Here is an 18,454-nt window from a genome sequence, read left to right as displayed (position 1 = left end):
GACGATGCGCTAAAAAAAAGACCATAAATTACAATGGTCTTTTTTATAAACGAGTATACGCGGAACGTTACTCGATATTCTGGATCTGCTCGCGCATCTGCTCAATCAGGACCTTCAGCTCAATCGCTGAATTGGTCACCTCGGCATTGATAGACTTAGACGCCAGCGTGTTCGACTCGCGGTTGAACTCCTGCATCATAAAGTCGAGGCGGCGGCCTACGGCTTCTTTCTTCTTCAGAATGTTGTAGGTCTCTTTAACGTGCGCTTCCAGGCGATCCAGCTCTTCAGCCACGTCCACGCGCTGTGCCATCAGCACCAGCTCCTGCTCCAGCCGGTTGTTTTCGAGCTGGACTTCGGCCTCTTCAAGCTTAGCGACAAGGCGCTCGCGCTGCCACTGCAGCACTTCTGGCATATGGGCGCGAACTTTCGCCACTTCGGCGCTCACGCCTTCAAGGCGCTGCTCAATCATCGCCTTCAGCGCCTGGCCTTCGGTTTCGCGGGCCACGATAAAGTCATCCAGCGTGCCGTCGAGCGCCGCCAGGATTTCAGCGGCGATCGCGTCCAGATCCTGCTCTCCTGCGGCCATTACGCCAGGCCAGCGCAGAATATCAACCGGGTTGATCTCGCCTTCATCGCTTTGCGTTTTGACCCAGTTCGCCGCATTCACGAGCTGTTTCGCCAGCTTTTCGTTGAGGATCAGCTCGCCCTGCGCGCTGGCATCGGGCTCAAAGCGCAGGTTACATTCCACCTTTCCGCGGGTCAGACGCGTACGGATACGCTCACGCACCACAGGCTCAAGGCTGCGGAACTGTTCCGGCATACGGAAATATGTTTCCAGATAGCGCTGGTTTACCGAGCGCATTTCCCAGGTAGCGCTACCCCAGCTACCCTTGATTTCACGCCGGGCGTAGGCGGTCATACTGCGGATCATAGACATTCCCGTTTTTAAAGGAGAGATGGGGGGATTATAGCTTTCGGGGGCTTCTCAGGATAGGAATAAGCGTCCTTTATCCGTATAATGCGCAGCCACATTCGTTTCAAGCCGGAGAATCCATCATGCGTCCATCAGGTCGTAGCGCCAATCAGGTGCGTCCCGTCATCCTGACCCGTAACTATACAAAACACGCTGAAGGCTCCGTGCTGGTTGAGTTTGGTGACACCAAAGTGCTTTGCACCGCGTCTATCGAAGAGGGCGTGCCTCGCTTCCTGAAAGGTCAGGGCCAGGGTTGGATCACCGCCGAATACGGCATGTTGCCGCGCGCAACCCATACCCGTAATGCCCGTGAAGCGGCGAAGGGTAAGCAGGGCGGTCGCACTATGGAGATCCAGCGCCTGATCGCGCGTGCGCTCCGCGCCGCGGTTGATCTGAAAACGCTGGGTGAGTTCACCATCACGCTGGACTGCGACGTGATCCAGGCCGATGGCGGCACGCGTACAGCCTCCATTACCGGAGCCTGCGTGGCGCTGGCAGACGCGCTGAACAAGCTGGTGGCCGCCGGTAAGCTGAAAACCAACCCGATGAAAGGGATGGTTGCCGCGGTTTCCGTCGGTATCGTTAACGGCGAAGCGCTTTGCGATCTGGAGTACGTTGAAGATTCTGCCGCAGAAACCGACATGAACGTGGTGATGACCGAAGATGGCCGCATCATTGAGGTGCAGGGCACTGCAGAAGGCGAGCCATTCACCCATGAAGAGCTTCTTACCCTGCTGGCGCTGGCCCGAGGGGGAATCGAATCTATTGTAGCGACGCAGAAAGCGGCGTTAGAAAATTGATTTTAAGGCGACCGATGAGTCGCCTTTTTTTTGCCCGTAAGACAGAAAAGACAAAGGAGCAAATCCATGAAATCGTATCAGCGCCAGTTTATTGAGTTTGCGCTTAACAAACAGGTACTCAAGTTTGGCGAGTTTACGCTGAAATCCGGGCGTAAAAGCCCCTATTTCTTCAACGCCGGGCTGTTTAATACCGGGCGCGATCTGGCACTGTTAGGCCGCTTCTATGCCGAAGCGCTGGTGGATGCCGGGATTGATTTCGACCTGCTGTTTGGCCCTGCGTACAAAGGCATTCCGATTGCGACGACCACCGCAGTGGCGCTGGCGGAGCACCATGACCGCGACGTGCCGTACTGCTTTAACCGTAAAGAGGCCAAAACTCACGGCGAGGGCGGCAATCTGGTCGGCAGCGCGCTGCAGGGCCGCGTGATGCTGGTGGATGACGTGATCACCGCGGGCACCGCGATTCGTGAATCAATGGAAATTATCCAGGCAAATGGCGCAACGCTTGCGGGCGTGCTGATTTCGCTCGATCGTCAGGAGCGCGGGCGCGGCGAAATCTCCGCTATTCAGGAAGTGGAACGCGATTACGGCTGCAGGGTAACGTCGATTATCACCCTGAAGGACCTGATTGCGTATCTGGAAGAGAAGCCTGAGATGGCGGATCATCTGGCGGCGGTACGGGCATACCGGGAAGCGTACGGGGTGTAACTGCATTGCCCGATGGCGTCAGGCTTATCGGGCAATGCACTCTGTAGACCGGATAACCGGCAGCGGGGTTACTGCAACTGAGCAGCCACTAACGGCCAGCGGGCGTCAAAATCGTCCGTTGGGCGGTATTTAAACTCGCTGCGCACAAAACGAGAGAGCATCCCTTCGCAAAACGCCAGGATCTGGCTTGCCAGCAATGTCTCATCCGTGGTGTAACCTTCGCCTTCACGCATTTTCTTCTCGCGCAGTACCTGGCGCAGCTGGGCTTCAATACGCTCAAAAAGCTGGTTTATACGGCCCTGCAGGCGATCCTGTTCGAACATCAGCGCGTGGCCGGTCAGAATACGGGTCAAACCCGGATTACGTTCACCAAAGCCCAGAATCAGCAGCACAATCAGACGCAGACGCGCGCTGGTGTCTTTTTCGTCCTTCAGAATCAGGTTGATGCGCGTAATCAGGCTATCTTCGATAAACTCGATCAGGCTGTCGAACATCCGGGTTTTGCTCGGAAAATGTCGATACAGCGCCGCTTCTGACACGCCTACAGAGGCCGCCAGTTTTGCGGTGGTGATGCGTTGACTGCCGTCGCTGGATTCAAGCATCAGAGCCAGAGATTGAAGTATTTCTTCGCGACGATTCCTTTTCGCGGTTTGTTTTTCTGCCATGTTACAAAATACCCCTGAAAATAAGCACTTGTCAGGCCGTCATCCACACAGCGACCGCAAACTGGCGTTTGCGGTTTGTTATTGCATTATGGCGCTGTGAAATGCGTGTCTGTCGGGCGGTTATTTGCGCCCGGAATGGCCGAAGCCGCCTTCGCCACGGTCGGTAGCATCAAAGTCTGCCACCAGGTTAAATTCTGCCTGCACCACCGGGACAAATACCATCTGCGCGATACGCTCGCCCGGTTCAATGGTGAAGCTGTCCTGGCCACGGTTCCAGACGGATACCATCAGCTGACCCTGATAGTCAGAGTCAATCAGGCCAACCAGGTTACCCAGCACGACGCCATGCTTATGGCCCAGGCCAGAGCGCGGCAGGATCACCGCCGCCAGCGACGGGTCAGCAATGTGGATCGCCAGTCCGGTCGGGATCAGGGTAGTTGCACCCGGGGCCAGTTCTACGGCGTCATCGAGACAGGCGCGCAGGTCAAGACCGGCAGAGCCGGAGGTGGCATACGTTGGCAGCGGAAATTGCTCGCCAACGCGCGGGTCCAGAATCTTAACGTCGATTTTTTTCATCATAACGGGTAACGATCTCGTCCAGTAATTGTTGGCCCAGGAGTTCTTTGCGCTCAAGCGGTAAGACTTTATCTCCATCCTGCCAGAAAAGGTGCAATGCGTTGCTGTCGCTGTTAAATCCTTGCGTGGACAGCGATACGTCGTTCGCGCAAATCAAATCGAGGTTTTTGCGGGTACGTTTTTGCCGGGCATATTCTTCCACATTATTCGTTTCGGCGGCAAACCCAACAACGTAAGGACGATGCGTTTTTAGCGCGGCCACACCGGCAACGATATCCGGGTTTTTGACCATTTTTATCGTTAATTCATCGCCTTGCTTTTTAATTTTGGCGTCAGCAATGGTTTCTGCCCGGTAATCCGCCACGGCAGCACAGCCAATAAAAATATGCTGCTGTTGTGCATGCGCCTGTACGGCGGCTTCCATTTCCAGTGCGGTGGTGACATCAATACGCTGCACCGACGCAGGCGCGGTAAGCGACACCGGGCCGCTCACCAGCGTGACGTTCGCACCGCGCCTGGCCGCCGCGGCAGCAATTGCATAGCCCATTTTGCCGGAGCTATGGTTAGTAATGTAACGCACCGGATCCAGCGGCTCGCGCGTTGGACCCGCGGTAATCATGATGTTGAGATGTTGCAGATCGTTGACAGGCGAGAAATGGGCCGCGGCCATATCAACAATCGTTAGCGGGTCGAGCATTCGGCCCGGACCCACGTCGCCGCAGGCCTGGCTGCCGCTGTCGGGGCCCCAGATCAGCAGGCCGCGCGAGGCCAGCGTTTCCAGATTATGCCGGGTAGCGGCGTTGCGGTACATCTGCTGGTTCATGGCGGGCACGACCGCGACGGGCGCCGGGGTGGCGAGGCAAATGGTTGAAACCAGATCGTTCGCCATACCTGCCGCCACGCGGGCAATTAAATCCGCCGTGGCGGGGGCAAGAATAACCAGATCGGCCCATTTACCCAGCTCAATGTGGCCCATTGCGGCTTCGGTCGCCGGATCAAGAAGGCTGTCGGATACCGGGTATCCCGATACGGCCTGCAGGCTCAGCGGAGTGATAAAGGCTTTGCCGCCTTCGGTGATCGCGACCCGCACATCGGCCCCGCGCTCGCGCAAACGGCGCACCAGGTCCGGCGTTTTATAGGCAGCAATACCGCCGCTTACGCCAAGAACGATTTTTTTACCGGCCAGGCTCATCATGATTCTTTCCTGTTGGGTTTCACCAGAGAGCGGGCATTTTATCACAATCCCAAAAACGGGGTGATGAAGTCCGTTATTCACTTTGCGAGGCGTTACGCAAGAACGAAACGCGAGCGTCGAGCCCGGGAGGTGCCTGTGGCAGCATAGTGGCAAACAGAAGGAGGGCGGGCATGGAAGAGACTGAACTGCTGCTACCGCGCGAAAAAATGCTGCGCCATGGCGTCACGTTATTAAAAGACGACGAGCTGCTGGCGCTCTTTTTACGCACGGGCACGCCGGGAAAAACGGTTTTTACCCTGGCGAAGGATTTAATAGACCATTTTGGTTCACTGTATGGTTTGCTGACCGCGGACCTGGCGGAATTTACGCACGTAGAGGGCATCGGCGTGGCGAAATATGCCCAGCTGCGGGGAATTGCAGAACTTGCCCGACGATTTTATAACGTGCGTATGGAGGAGGAAGACCCCATTCTTACTCCTGACATGACCCGCGAATTTCTGCAAAGCCAGCTGTCCGATCTGGAGCGGGAGATCTTTATGGTGATCTTTCTCGACAACAAAAATCGGGTGATTAAACATACCCGCCTTTTTTCGGGGACGTTAAGCCACGTTGAGGTGCATCCGCGTGAAATTGTGCGGGAAGCGATAAAAGTGAATGCAGCCGGCGTGATCCTCGCGCATAATCACCCCTCTGGCTGTGCAGAACCAAGCAGAGCTGACAAAGCTATTACCGAACGTATTATCAAATGCTGTCAATTCATGGACATTCGTGTGCTGGACCATCTGATAATTGGCCGCGGAGAGTACATATCTTTTGCCGAACGCGGCTGGATTTAGGCCTTTTCTCGCGATCCATCGGGATCTTTGTCTGTTCGGGACTTGAGCACACCGCCGAGTCAGCGTATACTACGCCACCTTTGAGAATCTCGGGTTTGGCATTTGGGCCTGGCAATCGAGAGTTCAATAGAACTATGCGATGACCGGGCTGTAAAGCCTGACGAGGCGCCGATACCCCATACGAAGCTCGAGCTAATTTGATTTTTGGAGAATAGACATGTCCCGAGTCTGCCAAGTTACTGGCAAGCGTCCGGTGACCGGTAACAACCGTTCCCACGCACTGAACGCGACTAAACGCCGTTTCCTGCCGAACCTGCACTCTCACCGTTTCTGGGTTGAGAGCGAGAAGCGTTTTGTCACCCTGCGCGTATCTGCTAAAGGTATGCGTGTAATCGATAAGAAAGGCATCGATACAGTTCTGTCCGAACTGCGTGCCCGTGGCGAAAAGTACTAAGTACTTAAAGAGGAAATAAATCATGGCTAAAGGTATTCGCGAGAAAATCAAGCTGGTTTCTTCTGCTGGTACAGGTCACTTCTACACCACCACGAAGAACAAACGTACTAAGCCGGAAAAACTGGAACTGAAAAAATTCGATCCAGTTGTACGCCAGCACGTACTGTACAAAGAAGCTAAAATCAAATAATTTTAGTCTCCTTGTATTGAAAAACCCCGCATCTGCGGGGTTTTTTGCATTCTGCATCTCAACGGAGGAACCATGCCTGAATTACCTGAGGTAGAGACCAGCCGCCGCGGTATTGAGCCGCATCTGGTCGGCGCGACTATTCTGCATGCTGTCGTTCGCAACGGGCGTCTGCGCTGGCCGGTTTCCGATGAGATCCATGCGTTAAGCGACAAACCCGTCCTGAGCGTCCAGCGCCGCGCTAAATACCTGTTGCTGGAACTGCCTGACGGCTGGATCATCATCCATCTGGGCATGTCGGGAAGCCTGCGTATCCTCACAGAGGACCTGCCTGCGAAAAAACACGACCACGTCGATCTGGTGATGAGCAACGGCAAAGTGCTGCGTTATACCGATCCACGGCGTTTTGGCGCATGGCTGTGGGCCAAAGAGCTTGAAGGGCACAACGTGCTGGCGCATCTCGGGCCAGAGCCGCTCTCAGAGGCGTTTAACGCGGAATACCTCAAAGAGAAATGCGCCAGGAAGAAAACCCCGATTAAACCCTGGCTTATGGATAACAGGCTGGTGGTGGGCGTAGGGAATATTTACGCCAGCGAATCGCTGTTTGCCGCCGGGATCCATCCCGATCGGCTGGCCTCTTCGCTGTCGGCGCAGGAGTGCGAACTGCTGGTTAGCGTCATTAAAGCGGTGCTGCTGCGGTCGATTGAGCAGGGCGGGACGACGCTGAAGGATTTCCTGCAAAGCGACGGGAAGCCGGGCTATTTTGCGCAGGAGCTGCAGGTCTACGGCCGTAAAGGTGAACCGTGCAGAGCCTGCGGAACGCCGATAATTGCCACGAAGCACGCCCAGCGCGCCACGTTTTACTGCCGTCAGTGCCAGAAGTAACGTTACTTTAATTTTTCCATCAGCGCCTGGTGGACGTTATCCGGCAGGAAGTGGGTAACGTCCCCGTGATGGCGCGCGACCTCTTTCACCAGTGAAGAAGAGATAAAAGACCACTCCTTGGAGGGCATCAGGAACACGCTCTCCAGCTCCGGCATCAGGTGGCGGTTCATGTGCGCCAGCTGCATCTCATATTCGAAGTCCGCCACGGCACGTAAGCCGCGGATGAGTATATTGGCCTGCTGGGTGCGGGCAAAATTTGCCATCAAATCGCTGAACCCGACGACCTCAACGTTCGGCAGGTGCGCAATCGCCCCGGATGCCAGCGCCACGCGTTCGTTCAGATCGAACATTGGCTTTTTGCTCGGGCTGGCGGCAATAGCCAGAATGACCTTGTCGAACATACACGCCGCACGGGTGATGATATCAAGATGACCGTTGGTGATCGGATCGAAGGTACCCGGATAAATCGCTTTTGTGCTCATGGCTCACGTTTTCTCTGAGTAGCCGCGGTTCAGCGCCCACAGCTCGGTGTATTTGTTGAAAGTATACTGGGCATTCACCACCGCCAGTAGCCAGCCCTGCTTGCCGTCCAGCACGCCGCCGCGCAGCAGCAGCGTTTTCAGAAACGCGCCCAGCGTGTGGGTGAGGATCCCGGTAAGCGAGGCTTTCTTGCCGCGCGCATGCCGCTCCTGTGCCCAGGCGGTGGCATAGTTCAGCTGTTTACGCTGGAAGCTGGCGAAATCCCGGCAGGTCAGGTGAAGCAGATCGCCCGTCAGGGGAATGACCCTGGCGTTGTCACAGGCCAGAGACTCATGAACCAGGCTGTCGTTGTACTGGTAGCGTTCGCGCTCGTAGAGACGCATCACGCGGTCTGGATACCAGCCGCTGTGGCGCATAAAGCGCCCAAGAAAATAGTTACGACGCGCGATGCTGTAGACCGCGCCAGGCTGGGGAGCGGCAAGTACCGTCTGAATGGCCTGTCGGAGTTCCGGGGTAACGCGCTCGTCGGTGTCGATCATCAGCACGTAATCGCCCGTGGCGTAACCCTGCGCGCGCTGACGCTGAATGCCGTAACCCTGCCAGTCGGTGTCGGTATAGACGTTTACCCCCGCTGCACGGGCCACGTCTGGCGTGTTGTCCGTACTGCCGGAGTCAAGAAGGATTATCTCGTCAGCCCAGTCTACAGACGCCAGGCAATCCGGAAGCAGGTCGGCGGCGTTTTTGGCGATCATCACCACCGACAGACGCGTTGACATTAGTGGCTCCGCTGAGGCAGATAGGGTTGCAGAAGCTGCAGCAGACGGGTCAGCGCGCCCTGGTTCTGGTGCAGAACCTCAACGGCATGACGACCGTACCACAGGCGGTAATCTTCGTCGGTCAGGAGGGTGGAGACCTCTTTGACCACCGAATCTGCGTCGGTGACGGTGATTAAGCCATCGGCCTGCTGTAATTTCGCGCAGATGTCCTTGAAGTTAAACGTGTGTGGCCCCATCAGCACCGGAATGGCGTGCGCGGCCGGCTCGAGCGGGTTATGGCCGCCGCGCTCTACCAGGCTGCCGCCGACAAAGGCGAGATCCGCAATGCCGTACAGCAGCATCAGTTCACCCATCGTATCGCCAATGACGACCTGCGTGCTGCCAGAGGGGATTTCGCCGCTGCTGCGCAGGGTAAAGCTGAAACCGCCTTTTTGCACCATTTCGCGGGCATCTTTAAAACGCTCCGGATGGCGAGGAACCAGAATCAGGAGCAGGTCCGGGAAGGTTTCCAGCAGCTTGCGGTGAGCCTGCAAAATAATCTCTTCTTCACCGTCGTGGGTGCTGGTGGCAATCCAGACCTGACGGCGCGGCGCCCACTGTCGACGAAGCGTCACCGCACGGGCGGCGAGTTCAGGCGTGACGGAAATATCGAATTTCAGGCTACCCGTTACCGCAAGCTGGTTGCGTTTCAGGCCCAGGGCGATAAAGCGCGCGGCATCTTCTTCATTTTGCGCGGCGATCAGCGTGATTTTGCTGAGCAGGCGACGCATAAATTTACCCAGCTTGCCGTAGCCTTTCGCCGAACGCTCTGACAGACGCGCGTTCGCGATAACTAAAGGAATTTTACGGGCATGCAGGGCGGAAATCATGTTCGGCCACAGCTCGGTTTCCATCACGATCACCAGTTTGGGGCGAACGGTGTTCAGGAAACGGTTCATGGCGCAGGGGAGATCGTACGGGAGGTAGACGTGATGGACATCTTTACCGAATGCGGACATCACACGTTCTGAGCCCGTCGGCGTCATGGTGGTGACGGTGATCGGCAGTGACGGATAACGGTGGCGCAGGGCGCGCACCAGCGGAATGGCCGCCAGCGTTTCCCCGACGGATACGGAATGCAGCAGAATACCGTCCGGCGCGACTTTATTGCGGCAGAAGCCATAGCGTTCGGCCCAGCGTTTACGGTACGCAGGCGCTTTACGGCTACGAAGCAACAGTCGCAGCCACACCAGTGGCTGAATGATGTAGAGCAGGGCGGTATACAACAATTCCAAGCGATTATCCGTTTTTTTAGTTTCGGCCGGGAAATTCTAAGCATTTAAGCGTGCTAAAGCTATCTCTTATGCCAGATACCGTTTTAAACGGAAGTAGCGTCGGCCCAGGCGCCAGCGCAAACGCGGGCTTTTGGCACTTTTCCAGATAAGCTTCCAGATCCCGGTGTCGAAGAACTCTTTGATTATCATTGCTTTCTTCGCCTCATCCTTCATGTTATCGAAGGTATGAATAATCCCCAGCCCCTCTTTAGCGATTTGCCAGTGGCAGGCAGGGATATTTTTCACTTTATCCGGATAGCGCTGGTTAATGGCATCGAGCATCTTCAGGATCTTCATGTAATGGCGCGCTGAGCGGATAAGCGTGTCGTCGTTATCCGGAGTGTGCGATACCGAAGCGGAGTGAATGTAGTAGTCATAAAAGCGTTCGCTGGTGTACTGAACGCGTTCCGCAGCAAGCAGCACCTCGGTAGTCCACGGAATATCCTGATGGCGCAGGCCGGGCTCGAAGCGGAAGCCGTTCTGGCGAATGAAATCGTGGCGATAGATATTCAGCCAGGTAACGTGCAGGAACTTACGCGAGTCCAGCGCCTTTTTTAGCCATGCCGCGCCATTCATAACGCCCGTTGAGGCGAGCTTGTCTTCCGGGAAGATGGGGCGAGACGGTTTCTTGTTATTTTCCCAGACGTAGTTGCCGTTGCAGGTGGCGACGTCCAGATTCTGCGTGACGGCCATATCCAGCAGGCGCTGATACATGCCGGGTCTGAAAACATCATCAATATCCGGGAAGGAGAGATAGCGGCCGGTCGCAACGGCCAGGCCGGTATTACGCGCGATGGAAACGCCCTGATTAGGCTGTTCAATGACCTGCATATCCGGCAGCTTTTCGCGCCAGTTATCGACGATCTGCATCGAACGGTCGGTGGAGCCGTCATTGACGATGATGACTTCCATACTGTCGATGTTTTGATTTACAAGGCAGGTAAAGAACTGATCAAGAAAAGCTTCACCGTTATAAACGGCAACCACCACGCTTAATAATGGCGCTGAATTTTGCATATGAAACCTGATTATTTTTGGGTGTCGACCAAAGCAATGTATTGCCGGCAAATGGCGTTGATACCGAACGAGGCAATCGTGTCGCGATCAACCACCGGCGGAGAGGCATACAGTTCTGCCAGCGTTTTCGCCAGTGATTCGTCTGTTAACGCCGTCAGACCGCGGGCCAGGGGGCCGGTGAGGATCTCAGCAGGGCCGCCAGGGCAGTTTGTACTGACCGGTGGAGTCTGACAGATAATTGACTCCACGAGTACATTACCAAAACCTTCGCAGTCGGAACTTAACACTAAAAGGCGTGCTCCTTTGATCCACGGGTAGGGATTGGCTTCGAACGGGCGGAAAATGATCTTGTTTTCAATGCCAAGCCCGGCGGCAAGCTGCCTGAGCTGGTCTATTTTCGTTGCGGAGCCGTTGCCCATCATCACCAGGGTTGTGTCGATCTTGCTTAGCGCGAACGCCCGCAGCAGGCGGTCGTGACGTTTGTGCTCATGAAAACGGCCAACGTGGATAATGTAATTCTGCCCCTGCATCTCAAAAGGCGCTTCTGCCAGACGCTGAATTTCAGGAATATCAAAGGGGTTATGGATCACCGCTTTGCGTCGCAGGGGGATAGCGAGCGTCTCTGAGAGATCGTGCAGTACGGCTCCGGATACCGCGACAACGTTGCGGTTTTCGTAGGTATGTCGAATTTTAGAATGTTTAAACCAGCGGGAAAGGCCGCTGCGATGGCGTAAATAGGAGAACGAGAACATCCCGTGTACGCAGAACCACACCTTGTCCCGATCCAGCACCCGGCTGTGCGCCACGATACGATCGGTTTTATGGAGGTGCGAGAAGACCACGTCAAATTTACCGCTGCGCTCAGCCCGCTCAATAGCGCGATCCAGTAAGCGGGCGCGCCGCGGGATCTCTGTCAGCTTGCGCCAGGGTTTTTTACACGTATCCTGCACAACCTGAAAATTGATGCCTTCCGGAATGGCGTAGTCGCACACCTTCCGCAGGGAGAAAAGGGTAACCTGATGTCCCAGTTCCGTCAGTCCGCTGGAGAGGGTGAGAACCGTTTTTTCGGCTCCTCCACCGGGTAAACCATCAATAATCATTAGGATGCGCATTATTAATCCAGTAATTTTTGATAAAGCGAAATAAGCTGACTTGACAGTTTTTCTGGCGTTGCTTCTCTGACGCGTTCGCGCGCCGCAAGCCCCATATTGTTATTCTTTTCCAGAGAAGGAATGGACACGACGGCCTCCTTCAGGGTGCGAATATCAAGTGCATCACAGTAAAACCCGTTCTGGCCTTGCTCAATAAATTCTGACCCACCGCAGCTCTCTGACGTAATGACGGGTAATCCACAGGCCATTGCTTCAAGTATGACGTTAGGGAAAGGATCATACAGCGTCGGCAGCAGTAAACCATCGGAAAGCTGATAAAACGGCAGCGTCTCTTTTTGCATCCCCAGGAAACGGATTTGCCCCTCACAGCCTAATGAACGGGCGAGGTCGCGATAGCGGCTTTCCGCTTTATCCTGACCGACCACAATCAGCCATGCCGATGTCCCTGCAATAGCCTGGATAGCGCTCGCCAGCCCCTTGCGTTCAAACCCTGACCCCACGAAGCAGAAAATGACGGCATCGGCGGGTAGCCCAAATTGCTGACGCAGTACGGCGCGCTGTCTCTCTTCTGCCGGAACGAAGCGGCTGGAATCTATTGAATTATAAATCACATGTATCTTTTTTGCGTCAATATCAAAGTCTTCGACGATTTCGCGCTTGATCATCTCCGCATTACAGATAACCGCCTTTAGCTCGGGAGCCTGGTACATTTCACGTTCCGCGTTCATCACGTAGCGGTGATAGCGATCGTGCATAAGCAGCTTCGCGCGCCAGGCGGGAAGTATACGCGTACGCTGTAGCAGCCAGCGGCGATGCACTCCGTCGCCGGCACGGTAAATATCGCAGCCCGGGATACGCTCGTGGCTCTGTACAATATCAAACTGCTGCTGTTGCCACAGGGCTCGCGCGGCTTGCGCAAAGCCGCGCTCGCGGCTGATGCGACCCCATTTCCGGGGATCGCAGATATGAATATGCCAGTCGTCCTGTTTTTCGCCTTGCCACTCGCGGGTGATGACGTTCAGCTCAAGGTTCTGATTGCTCAGCGCAGCGAGTGCCCTGGAGACAAAACGTTCTGCTCCGCCATCCGGGCGATATTTTTGACGCACAATGGCCAGGCGATGAGGCTTCATCACAGGTATCTCCTTGCGGCAGAGACGACAGCATCAACGGGAATGGCGTCGAGATAGCGTTCGGTGGTTTTCGTATCAATGGCGTCAGGGTTGGGAAGCGGGCCGTAATTCCCGGCCCAGATAACCTCGCCGTTTACCTGCCATGGCGACCAGAACGTCAATTTTGATGGGCCAAATAGCGCCACGCAGGGCGTCTGCAGGGCGGCGGCCATGTGCATAGGAACAGAGTCAACGCCAATGAACAGGCTGGCGTGGTCGATGAGCGAGGCCAGCTGGCGCAGGGTTAACTGTCCTGCCAGCGAAACAACACCCGTTTTCGGGGAGGCGGCAAGGATGCGGTCTACCATCGCCAGCTCTTTCTTATCCGGTCCCGCCGTCAGGACGACAGTGTGGCCGTCCTGCTGCAGCGCGGCGATAGTTTGCGCCATTTTCCCTTCATCCCAGCACTTAAAGAACCAGCGTGAGGTGGGCTGGATAACGATGTAGCGCTCTCCCACACCCTGTTGCGTTAGCTTTTGCTGTGCATGGTGCCAGTCATCCGCGCGGTAAGCCATGGTGACGTCGGATTTGGCGACAACCGGTAACGGTGCCAGTATCGAAAGGTTTTGTTCAACGGTGTGCAGTGACTGATGGCTGGCGACAGAAACCAGTTCGCTATGACAAAAACGCCAGAACGCATTGTTGCGCTTGTTAAAGGCAAACCCGAGCCGAACGGGGGCACCCGTGAGGCGGGTGACAATCGCGCTGCGCCACTGATCGGCAAGATTAATCACCAGATGGTAATGCTGCGCGCGCAGCGTACGCAGCAACTGCCACTCTTTTTGCAGGTGCTTCAGCGTGCCCAGTTGCTTCCACTTACGGTCGATGCCATAAATCGTATTGATTGCCGGATGCGCGGCGAGCATGTCTCGCGTCTCTTCATACAGGAGCACGTCGATTTGGGCTTCTGGCCATTTTTGGCGTAGCGAATTGATGACGGGAGTGGTGAGTAACATGTCGCCATGATGGCGAAGTTTGATCAGTAAAATGCGCAAATCAGGCGTGTCGGGTAAGTTATTCATCATCATCTTATCGGCGTTGTACTAATGGCAATTCTAATAGACCTGGTAGCGACTTGCACTCTTTCTCCATAATGTCAGGAATTTCCCTGGAAGGGTTTACTCCTGCTTTCGGGAGTGCGTAACATAGCGCTAACTATTTTGTCTTGCGGGCTCATTATGAAAAAACCGGCGTTTATCATCACGATCGATACCGAAGGGGATAATCTCTGGCAAAACCACCGGGTGATCAAAACGAAAAATGCGCGCTATCTGGCACGGTTCCAGACGCTTTGTGAGCGTTTCGGCTTCAAGCCCGTCTGGCTGACCAACTACGAGATGGCGGTTGAGCCGGTGTTCATTGAGTTCGCTAAAGATGTAATCGCCCGGGGCCAGGGCGAGGTGGGAATGCATCTCCATGCCTGGAACAGCCCTCCTGAGCACGATCTGACCGGTGATGACTGGCGCTGGCAGCCTTATCTGATTGAGTTTCCAGACGAGGTCATGCGTGAGAAAGTGGTATTTATGACCCGCTTACTGGAAGAGACCTTCCAGACTAAAATGCTTAGTCATCGCGCCGGGCGCTGGGCGTTTGATAGCCGTTACGCCAGGCTGCTGATTGAACTGGGTTATCAGGTCGACTGCTCCGTCACGCCGCGCGTGAACTGGCGTAACGCGAAAGGCGCCCCTCAGGGAAGTGGCGGAACGAATTACCAGCATTTCCCCGATCGCGCTTACTTCTTAGATGCAGATGATATTTCCCGTCCGGGAAACAGCCCTTTACTCGAAGTGCCGATGAGCATCCAGTACAAACATCCGGCATGGCTGAATTCGCTTAAGCAGGGTTACGATCGTCTTCGCGGTAAATACCGCTCTCCTTCAGTTAACTGGTTACGCCCGTCCGGCGGTAACGCCCAGGAGATGATTAAGGTAGCGCAGCAATGCCTGTCTCAGGGAAATGATTATGTGGAGTTTATGCTTCATTCGTCGGAATTTATGCCTGGCGGAAGCCCTGCGTTTAAAGATGACGCCGCGATTGAAGGGCTGTATCAGGATCTTGAGCAGCTGTTTAGCTGGTTATCAGATAAGACGGTGGGAATGACGCTGGCGGAGTTTTATTCTTATAAAAAAGGCGCCGAAACATCGGCGCCTTAACGTTATTTTTGCAGCGCCGTTTTTATCGGCGCACTAAAAATAATGGCAAAAGGAAGCCAGAACAACACCCAATATTCTCGTGGGTTGCTGATAACAAACATGCCCTGCGTCACGTAGAACATCAGCGCAAATACGATAACCGCGATTTCAGCTTTATGATTAGCTGCAAGGTGGCGAAGGCTTTGTCTGGCGGCAAATAAAATCATGCCTAAAAGCAGCAGCAGTCCTACCGCACCTCCCTTTAGAAAGGTTGCTAAATAGAGGCTATGCGTCGTGGTAACATGCTGACCAAAACCATTAATGAACTGAAGTTCTTTATTGAAACCCCATCCGAAGAGTGCTTTCTGTTTTGCCACTTCAAAAGCATGCTGCCAAATACCGAAACGGACGGATCCTGCTCGTGAAGAATCTTCTACGCGTTTGAAGAACATATCGAGCGAGCCACTAAAATAGAGGCTTGCACCGATGATCGCCAGTAGAATAAGTGAACCTGTCAGCAGCTTAATATCCCATTTCGGTTTACAGAGGAAAGCGACAACCGCGGCGACAACAAGTGAAAGGAGTGGCCCTCGACTTTGGGTCAGAATCAAGCAGACCAAAAGCAGAGGAACTGGAATATAAAACCAGAAGTTACGCGTTTCACGAACCAGTATGGCGCTCAATAAAATACCCAGCGCCATGTATCCTCCAAGATCAATTACGTTATCCGGAGAGAAAGGAAAAGCTCGCGATAGCCTGTTTTGAAATATGTGCTCTTTATTGACATAAATTAGCGTTAATATCGTTAAAGCCACAATGCCGAAATATGCTGCACCTATGATATATTTTTTTCTGTCCTGTAGTTCACATTGACGATACAGGCAGATAAAAATAAACAAATAAAATGAATGGGTTAGCGCAGACCTGAGGTGGGACGAATCAGCCCAAAAATTAGTTAATGAGAAATATAATAAAAATGCACCAGTAAAGCCCAGTGCGGGTAGAAAGTCACGATCGCTAATAAAACGCGTTCTTACCTCATGATTTATCATCATAGCGATGATAAACAGTGCAAGGGCAATGTGAAAGAAAATATTTACTTTTGAAACGCCACAAAAAATCATGCTCAAAAAGATAAAGAGCATAAAAGGATAGAATATAAAACGTTGAATATTAGTTGAAGACATCAGTAAAATCCTTTCTGGGGAAAACAGAGTCAGGTATTGCGCTTTGAGGAGACAGATTGATGACAGTGATCTCATTTTTTTTGAAAACAGTACTTGCCAGCATCAACGCCGGAATGACAATATTATTCACCTTTTTATCAAGGAAAGTTGGTAACATTGTACTATTGGTTTCATAAAAGCGAGGTTGATTGAAATTATTCATATCGAGCCCCGCAATATATATTTTTTTAAAGCCCAGAAAATAGAGTACCTGGAGAGCCCAATACATCACGGTTCCGGCATCTACGACCCCGTGACGAACATCACAACTAAAGGCTGTATTAGGATGTGTCTCTGAAAATATGATACCTGGCGTGCCCGCTAGAACCTCGCGTAAATCAGCTTGCTTAATAGAGGGTTTATAGGTTTCATAACAAATATCTTCAATGATGCATAATTCACACTGGATTTTGTCGTATGAAAAACGCTCTATAAGTTTAACGATGCCCATAACCGTAGTAAAGAGAATGACATCTTTACAGCTTACAATACGCTTCAATAATGCAGTCTGACGATCGATAAACGTCATATCAACGACGAAATAGAGAGAAAAACTTAGCGCGTGGTGAAGGTGCCAGGCACCGTTCACGCCCGCCGTGATTACCGTCGATGGTAGAGTCTTGAAATCGATAGCTTTGATTGAAGGGCCAGTCGCCGCAATAAGTATATCGCCATCGAACCGATGGTGAAGTGAGGAGAGCGGGATCAGATCGATACTGCGTCCCTTATACTTTAATTCTGATATTTCACCGGTTTCAGCACGCGATATTTTAACGAAGGGCCATAAATTTTCATTATGTCGCATATTGCGCTTATGCGTATACCGATACAGTTGCTTGGTCAACGAGTTCATTTTACGCCTCAGGAAATTATTTTTTTATTTTTATTCACGGTCGTTAATAAACTCACAATGTTATCCAAATCCGCGTCGCTTACTGCAAACAACTCTTCTTTCGGTTGGCTGAAGTAGTAACGCGTTTCAAAAACGTAAGAGTTAATATTTTCATCGTTACCAATCAACAGAACCTCGCCGAGAGGACGCTGCTCGTAATGACAGCATGGGCCAAATAACATGATTACCGGCACGCCCACAGCATCTGCAATGTAAATATTCCCCGAATCAGACGCGATATAGCAGTCCATCTTCGAAATGGCCCAGGGAAGCTCTTCGAGCGAAATTTTACCAATGAGATTGATAAAATTCGGGATCTCACCGTAAAGGCGGGTGATATCGTCCATCCACGACTGTTCATTTGGGGCGCCGAAAACATAAAACTCGCAGGGTAAGCCGGCTAGGCGATCGACAATTCGCTTCCAGATAACCGGCGGCACCGTTTTAGCTTTATTGCCTGCCGCAATACTGATACCGATGCGGATAACGTCAGGTTTGTCGAGAATGGCCGGATAGGTCGCCGGTTTAAACAGCGGCTTTGTGGCATGTTTGGGAGAGTCCTGCCACGTGAGTGAACGGTCGGCCAGCTTCAGGTAGTTGGTTACTGATAGCGTTTTTTTGCCGTGCTCAACGATACCGTCGGCGGTGAGATAAAATATCCCGTGATACCATCTGCGGGTGTAAATGCTTAAAAATTGTTTGTTTTTTGCATTACAGACGGCGGCAAAAAAGAGATTCACGCTATTCGGCTGTAGCAGATAGACATTATCGTAACGGTTCATGATCCTGCAGGCGAAGCAGAGCTTACGCCACAGGTTGCGCTTATGCTGTTCGATGAAGTAGATCTGCTCGATGTTCTCGTCATGCTTCGCCAGCGCGCCGACGCTGCGGCTGATCAACACATCGCTTTTTTGCAGATGTGCCAGGAGGGGCGTCGCATTGATAAAGTCACCGATTTTGGCCGTCTGAATGACAAGGTTCCTGCCCGTGTCTTTTCGAAACAGCTTCCGGAAGAGCTTCACCGGAAAGAGTAAAATCAGCAGAAATACGTAACTCAT

Annotated in this window: 21 protein-coding genes; 7 read left to right on the top strand and 14 right to left on the bottom strand. The window is 53.3% G+C overall.

Translation table 11 applies throughout. The features are described 5' to 3' along the window. Positions 1-67: 67 nt before the first annotated feature. Complete coding sequence (locus OWK27_RS11400) at positions 68-931, bottom strand: YicC/YloC family endoribonuclease (RefSeq protein WP_267590403.1); 864 nt, start codon at positions 929-931, stop codon at positions 68-70. 125 nt (positions 932-1,056) lie between these two features. On the opposite strand from OWK27_RS11400, the gene rph reads away from it, so the two are divergent. Further along, the gene (gene rph, locus OWK27_RS11395; RefSeq protein ID WP_148421677.1) at positions 1,057-1,773 is read left to right on the top strand and encodes a ribonuclease PH; all 717 of its coding nucleotides are present in this window, start codon (positions 1,057-1,059) and stop codon (positions 1,771-1,773) included. A gap of 66 nt (positions 1,774-1,839) precedes the next feature. Next, positions 1,840-2,481, top strand: a complete 642-nt coding sequence (pyrE, locus tag OWK27_RS11390; protein ID WP_148421676.1) for an orotate phosphoribosyltransferase — start codon at positions 1,840-1,842, stop codon at positions 2,479-2,481. Positions 2,482-2,549: 68 nt separating this feature from the next. Here the strand turns inward: pyrE and slmA are convergent, their stop codons facing one another. From slmA to coaBC, 3 genes are all read right to left on the bottom strand, one after another. Next, positions 2,550-3,146 (bottom strand): nucleoid occlusion factor SlmA, encoded by a 597-nt coding sequence (gene slmA / locus OWK27_RS11385; protein WP_063868771.1) that lies wholly within the window; start codon positions 3,144-3,146, stop codon positions 2,550-2,552. A gap of 120 nt (positions 3,147-3,266) precedes the next feature. After that, positions 3,267-3,725, bottom strand: a complete 459-nt coding sequence (dut, locus tag OWK27_RS11380) for a dUTP diphosphatase (RefSeq protein WP_015570042.1) — start codon at positions 3,723-3,725, stop codon at positions 3,267-3,269. Beyond that, positions 3,703-4,914 (bottom strand): bifunctional phosphopantothenoylcysteine decarboxylase/phosphopantothenate--cysteine ligase CoaBC, encoded by a 1,212-nt coding sequence (gene coaBC / locus OWK27_RS11375; RefSeq protein WP_267590483.1) that lies wholly within the window; start codon positions 4,912-4,914, stop codon positions 3,703-3,705. The genes dut and coaBC overlap by 23 nt, the downstream gene beginning before the upstream one ends. A gap of 173 nt (positions 4,915-5,087) precedes the next feature. Between coaBC and radC the strand changes: the two genes are divergently transcribed. The 4 genes from radC (at position 5,088) to mutM (ending at position 7,279) form a co-directional block, all read left to right on the top strand. Beyond that, positions 5,088-5,753 (top strand): RadC family protein, encoded by a 666-nt coding sequence (radC, locus tag OWK27_RS11370; RefSeq protein ID WP_148421675.1) that lies wholly within the window; start codon positions 5,088-5,090, stop codon positions 5,751-5,753. A gap of 217 nt (positions 5,754-5,970) precedes the next feature. Then, complete coding sequence (gene rpmB / locus OWK27_RS11365) at positions 5,971-6,207, top strand: 50S ribosomal protein L28 (RefSeq protein WP_002436699.1); 237 nt, start codon at positions 5,971-5,973, stop codon at positions 6,205-6,207. A 22-nt stretch (positions 6,208-6,229) separates the two neighbouring features. Continuing rightward, positions 6,230-6,397 carry a 50S ribosomal protein L33 gene (rpmG, locus tag OWK27_RS11360; RefSeq protein ID WP_003024094.1) on the top strand — a complete coding sequence of 56 codons (168 nt, stop codon included), beginning with the start codon at positions 6,230-6,232 and terminating at the stop codon, positions 6,395-6,397. Positions 6,398-6,469: 72 nt separating this feature from the next. After that, the gene (gene mutM / locus OWK27_RS11355; protein WP_267590402.1) at positions 6,470-7,279 is read left to right on the top strand and encodes a bifunctional DNA-formamidopyrimidine glycosylase/DNA-(apurinic or apyrimidinic site) lyase; all 810 of its coding nucleotides are present in this window, start codon (positions 6,470-6,472) and stop codon (positions 7,277-7,279) included. A 2-nt stretch (positions 7,280-7,281) separates the two neighbouring features. On the opposite strand, the gene coaD is transcribed toward mutM, so the two are convergent. The 7 genes from coaD to rfaQ all read right to left on the bottom strand — a co-directional run bounded on the left by coaD (position 7,282) and on the right by rfaQ (position 14,174). Further along, a complete protein-coding gene (gene coaD / locus OWK27_RS11350; RefSeq protein WP_148421673.1) occupies positions 7,282-7,761 on the bottom strand; it encodes a pantetheine-phosphate adenylyltransferase in 480 nt (159 codons plus the stop codon). 3 nt (positions 7,762-7,764) lie between these two features. Continuing rightward, complete coding sequence (locus tag OWK27_RS11345; protein WP_267590401.1) at positions 7,765-8,535, bottom strand: glycosyltransferase family 2 protein; 771 nt, start codon at positions 8,533-8,535, stop codon at positions 7,765-7,767. Further along, positions 8,535-9,809 carry a lipid IV(A) 3-deoxy-D-manno-octulosonic acid transferase gene (gene waaA / locus OWK27_RS11340; protein ID WP_148421671.1) on the bottom strand — a complete coding sequence of 425 codons (1,275 nt, stop codon included), beginning with the start codon at positions 9,807-9,809 and terminating at the stop codon, positions 8,535-8,537. The genes OWK27_RS11345 and waaA overlap by 1 nt, the downstream gene beginning before the upstream one ends. A gap of 66 nt (positions 9,810-9,875) precedes the next feature. Continuing rightward, on the bottom strand, positions 9,876-10,865 hold the full coding sequence (locus tag OWK27_RS11335; protein ID WP_148421670.1) for a glycosyltransferase: 990 nt from the start codon (positions 10,863-10,865) through the stop codon (positions 9,876-9,878). Between the two features lie 11 nt (positions 10,866-10,876). Continuing rightward, positions 10,877-11,977: a glycosyltransferase gene (locus OWK27_RS11330; protein WP_267590400.1), complete on the bottom strand. Its 1,101-nt coding sequence runs from the start codon at positions 11,975-11,977 to the stop codon at positions 10,877-10,879. A gap of 2 nt (positions 11,978-11,979) precedes the next feature. Then, positions 11,980-13,107, bottom strand: coding sequence for a glycosyltransferase family 4 protein (locus OWK27_RS11325; RefSeq protein WP_267590482.1), 1,128 nt, complete (start codon positions 13,105-13,107; stop codon positions 11,980-11,982). After that, positions 13,107-14,174 (bottom strand): putative lipopolysaccharide heptosyltransferase III, encoded by a 1,068-nt coding sequence (rfaQ, locus tag OWK27_RS11320; protein ID WP_242174414.1) that lies wholly within the window; start codon positions 14,172-14,174, stop codon positions 13,107-13,109. Before rfaQ ends, OWK27_RS11325 begins: the two co-directional genes overlap by 1 nt. Positions 14,175-14,324: 150 nt before the next feature. Between rfaQ and OWK27_RS11315 the strand changes: the two genes are divergently transcribed. Further along, positions 14,325-15,299 (top strand): polysaccharide deacetylase family protein, encoded by a 975-nt coding sequence (locus tag OWK27_RS11315; protein ID WP_148421667.1) that lies wholly within the window; start codon positions 14,325-14,327, stop codon positions 15,297-15,299. Between the two features lie 2 nt (positions 15,300-15,301). On the opposite strand, the gene OWK27_RS11310 is transcribed toward OWK27_RS11315, so the two are convergent. From OWK27_RS11310 to OWK27_RS11300, 3 genes are read right to left on the bottom strand one after another with little or no spacing between them, the layout of a single operon-like run. Continuing rightward, positions 15,302-16,465, bottom strand: a complete 1,164-nt coding sequence (locus tag OWK27_RS11310) for an O-antigen ligase family protein (RefSeq protein ID WP_242174415.1) — start codon at positions 16,463-16,465, stop codon at positions 15,302-15,304. After that, positions 16,452-17,357: a sugar glycosyltransferase gene (locus OWK27_RS11305; RefSeq protein WP_267590399.1), complete on the bottom strand. Its 906-nt coding sequence runs from the start codon at positions 17,355-17,357 to the stop codon at positions 16,452-16,454. Before OWK27_RS11305 ends, OWK27_RS11310 begins: the two co-directional genes overlap by 14 nt. Positions 17,358-17,365: 8 nt before the next feature. Beyond that, positions 17,366-18,454 (bottom strand): glycosyltransferase family 9 protein, encoded by a 1,089-nt coding sequence (locus OWK27_RS11300; RefSeq protein ID WP_193355364.1) that lies wholly within the window; start codon positions 18,452-18,454, stop codon positions 17,366-17,368.

Source organism: Enterobacter cloacae complex sp. 2022EL-00788, assembly GCF_026627565.1.
Taxonomy (GTDB): Bacteria; Pseudomonadota; Gammaproteobacteria; order Enterobacterales; family Enterobacteriaceae; genus Enterobacter; species Enterobacter pasteurii.
Note: the sequence above shows the minus strand (reverse complement) of the source record. Positions and strands in the feature narration are given on the sequence as shown.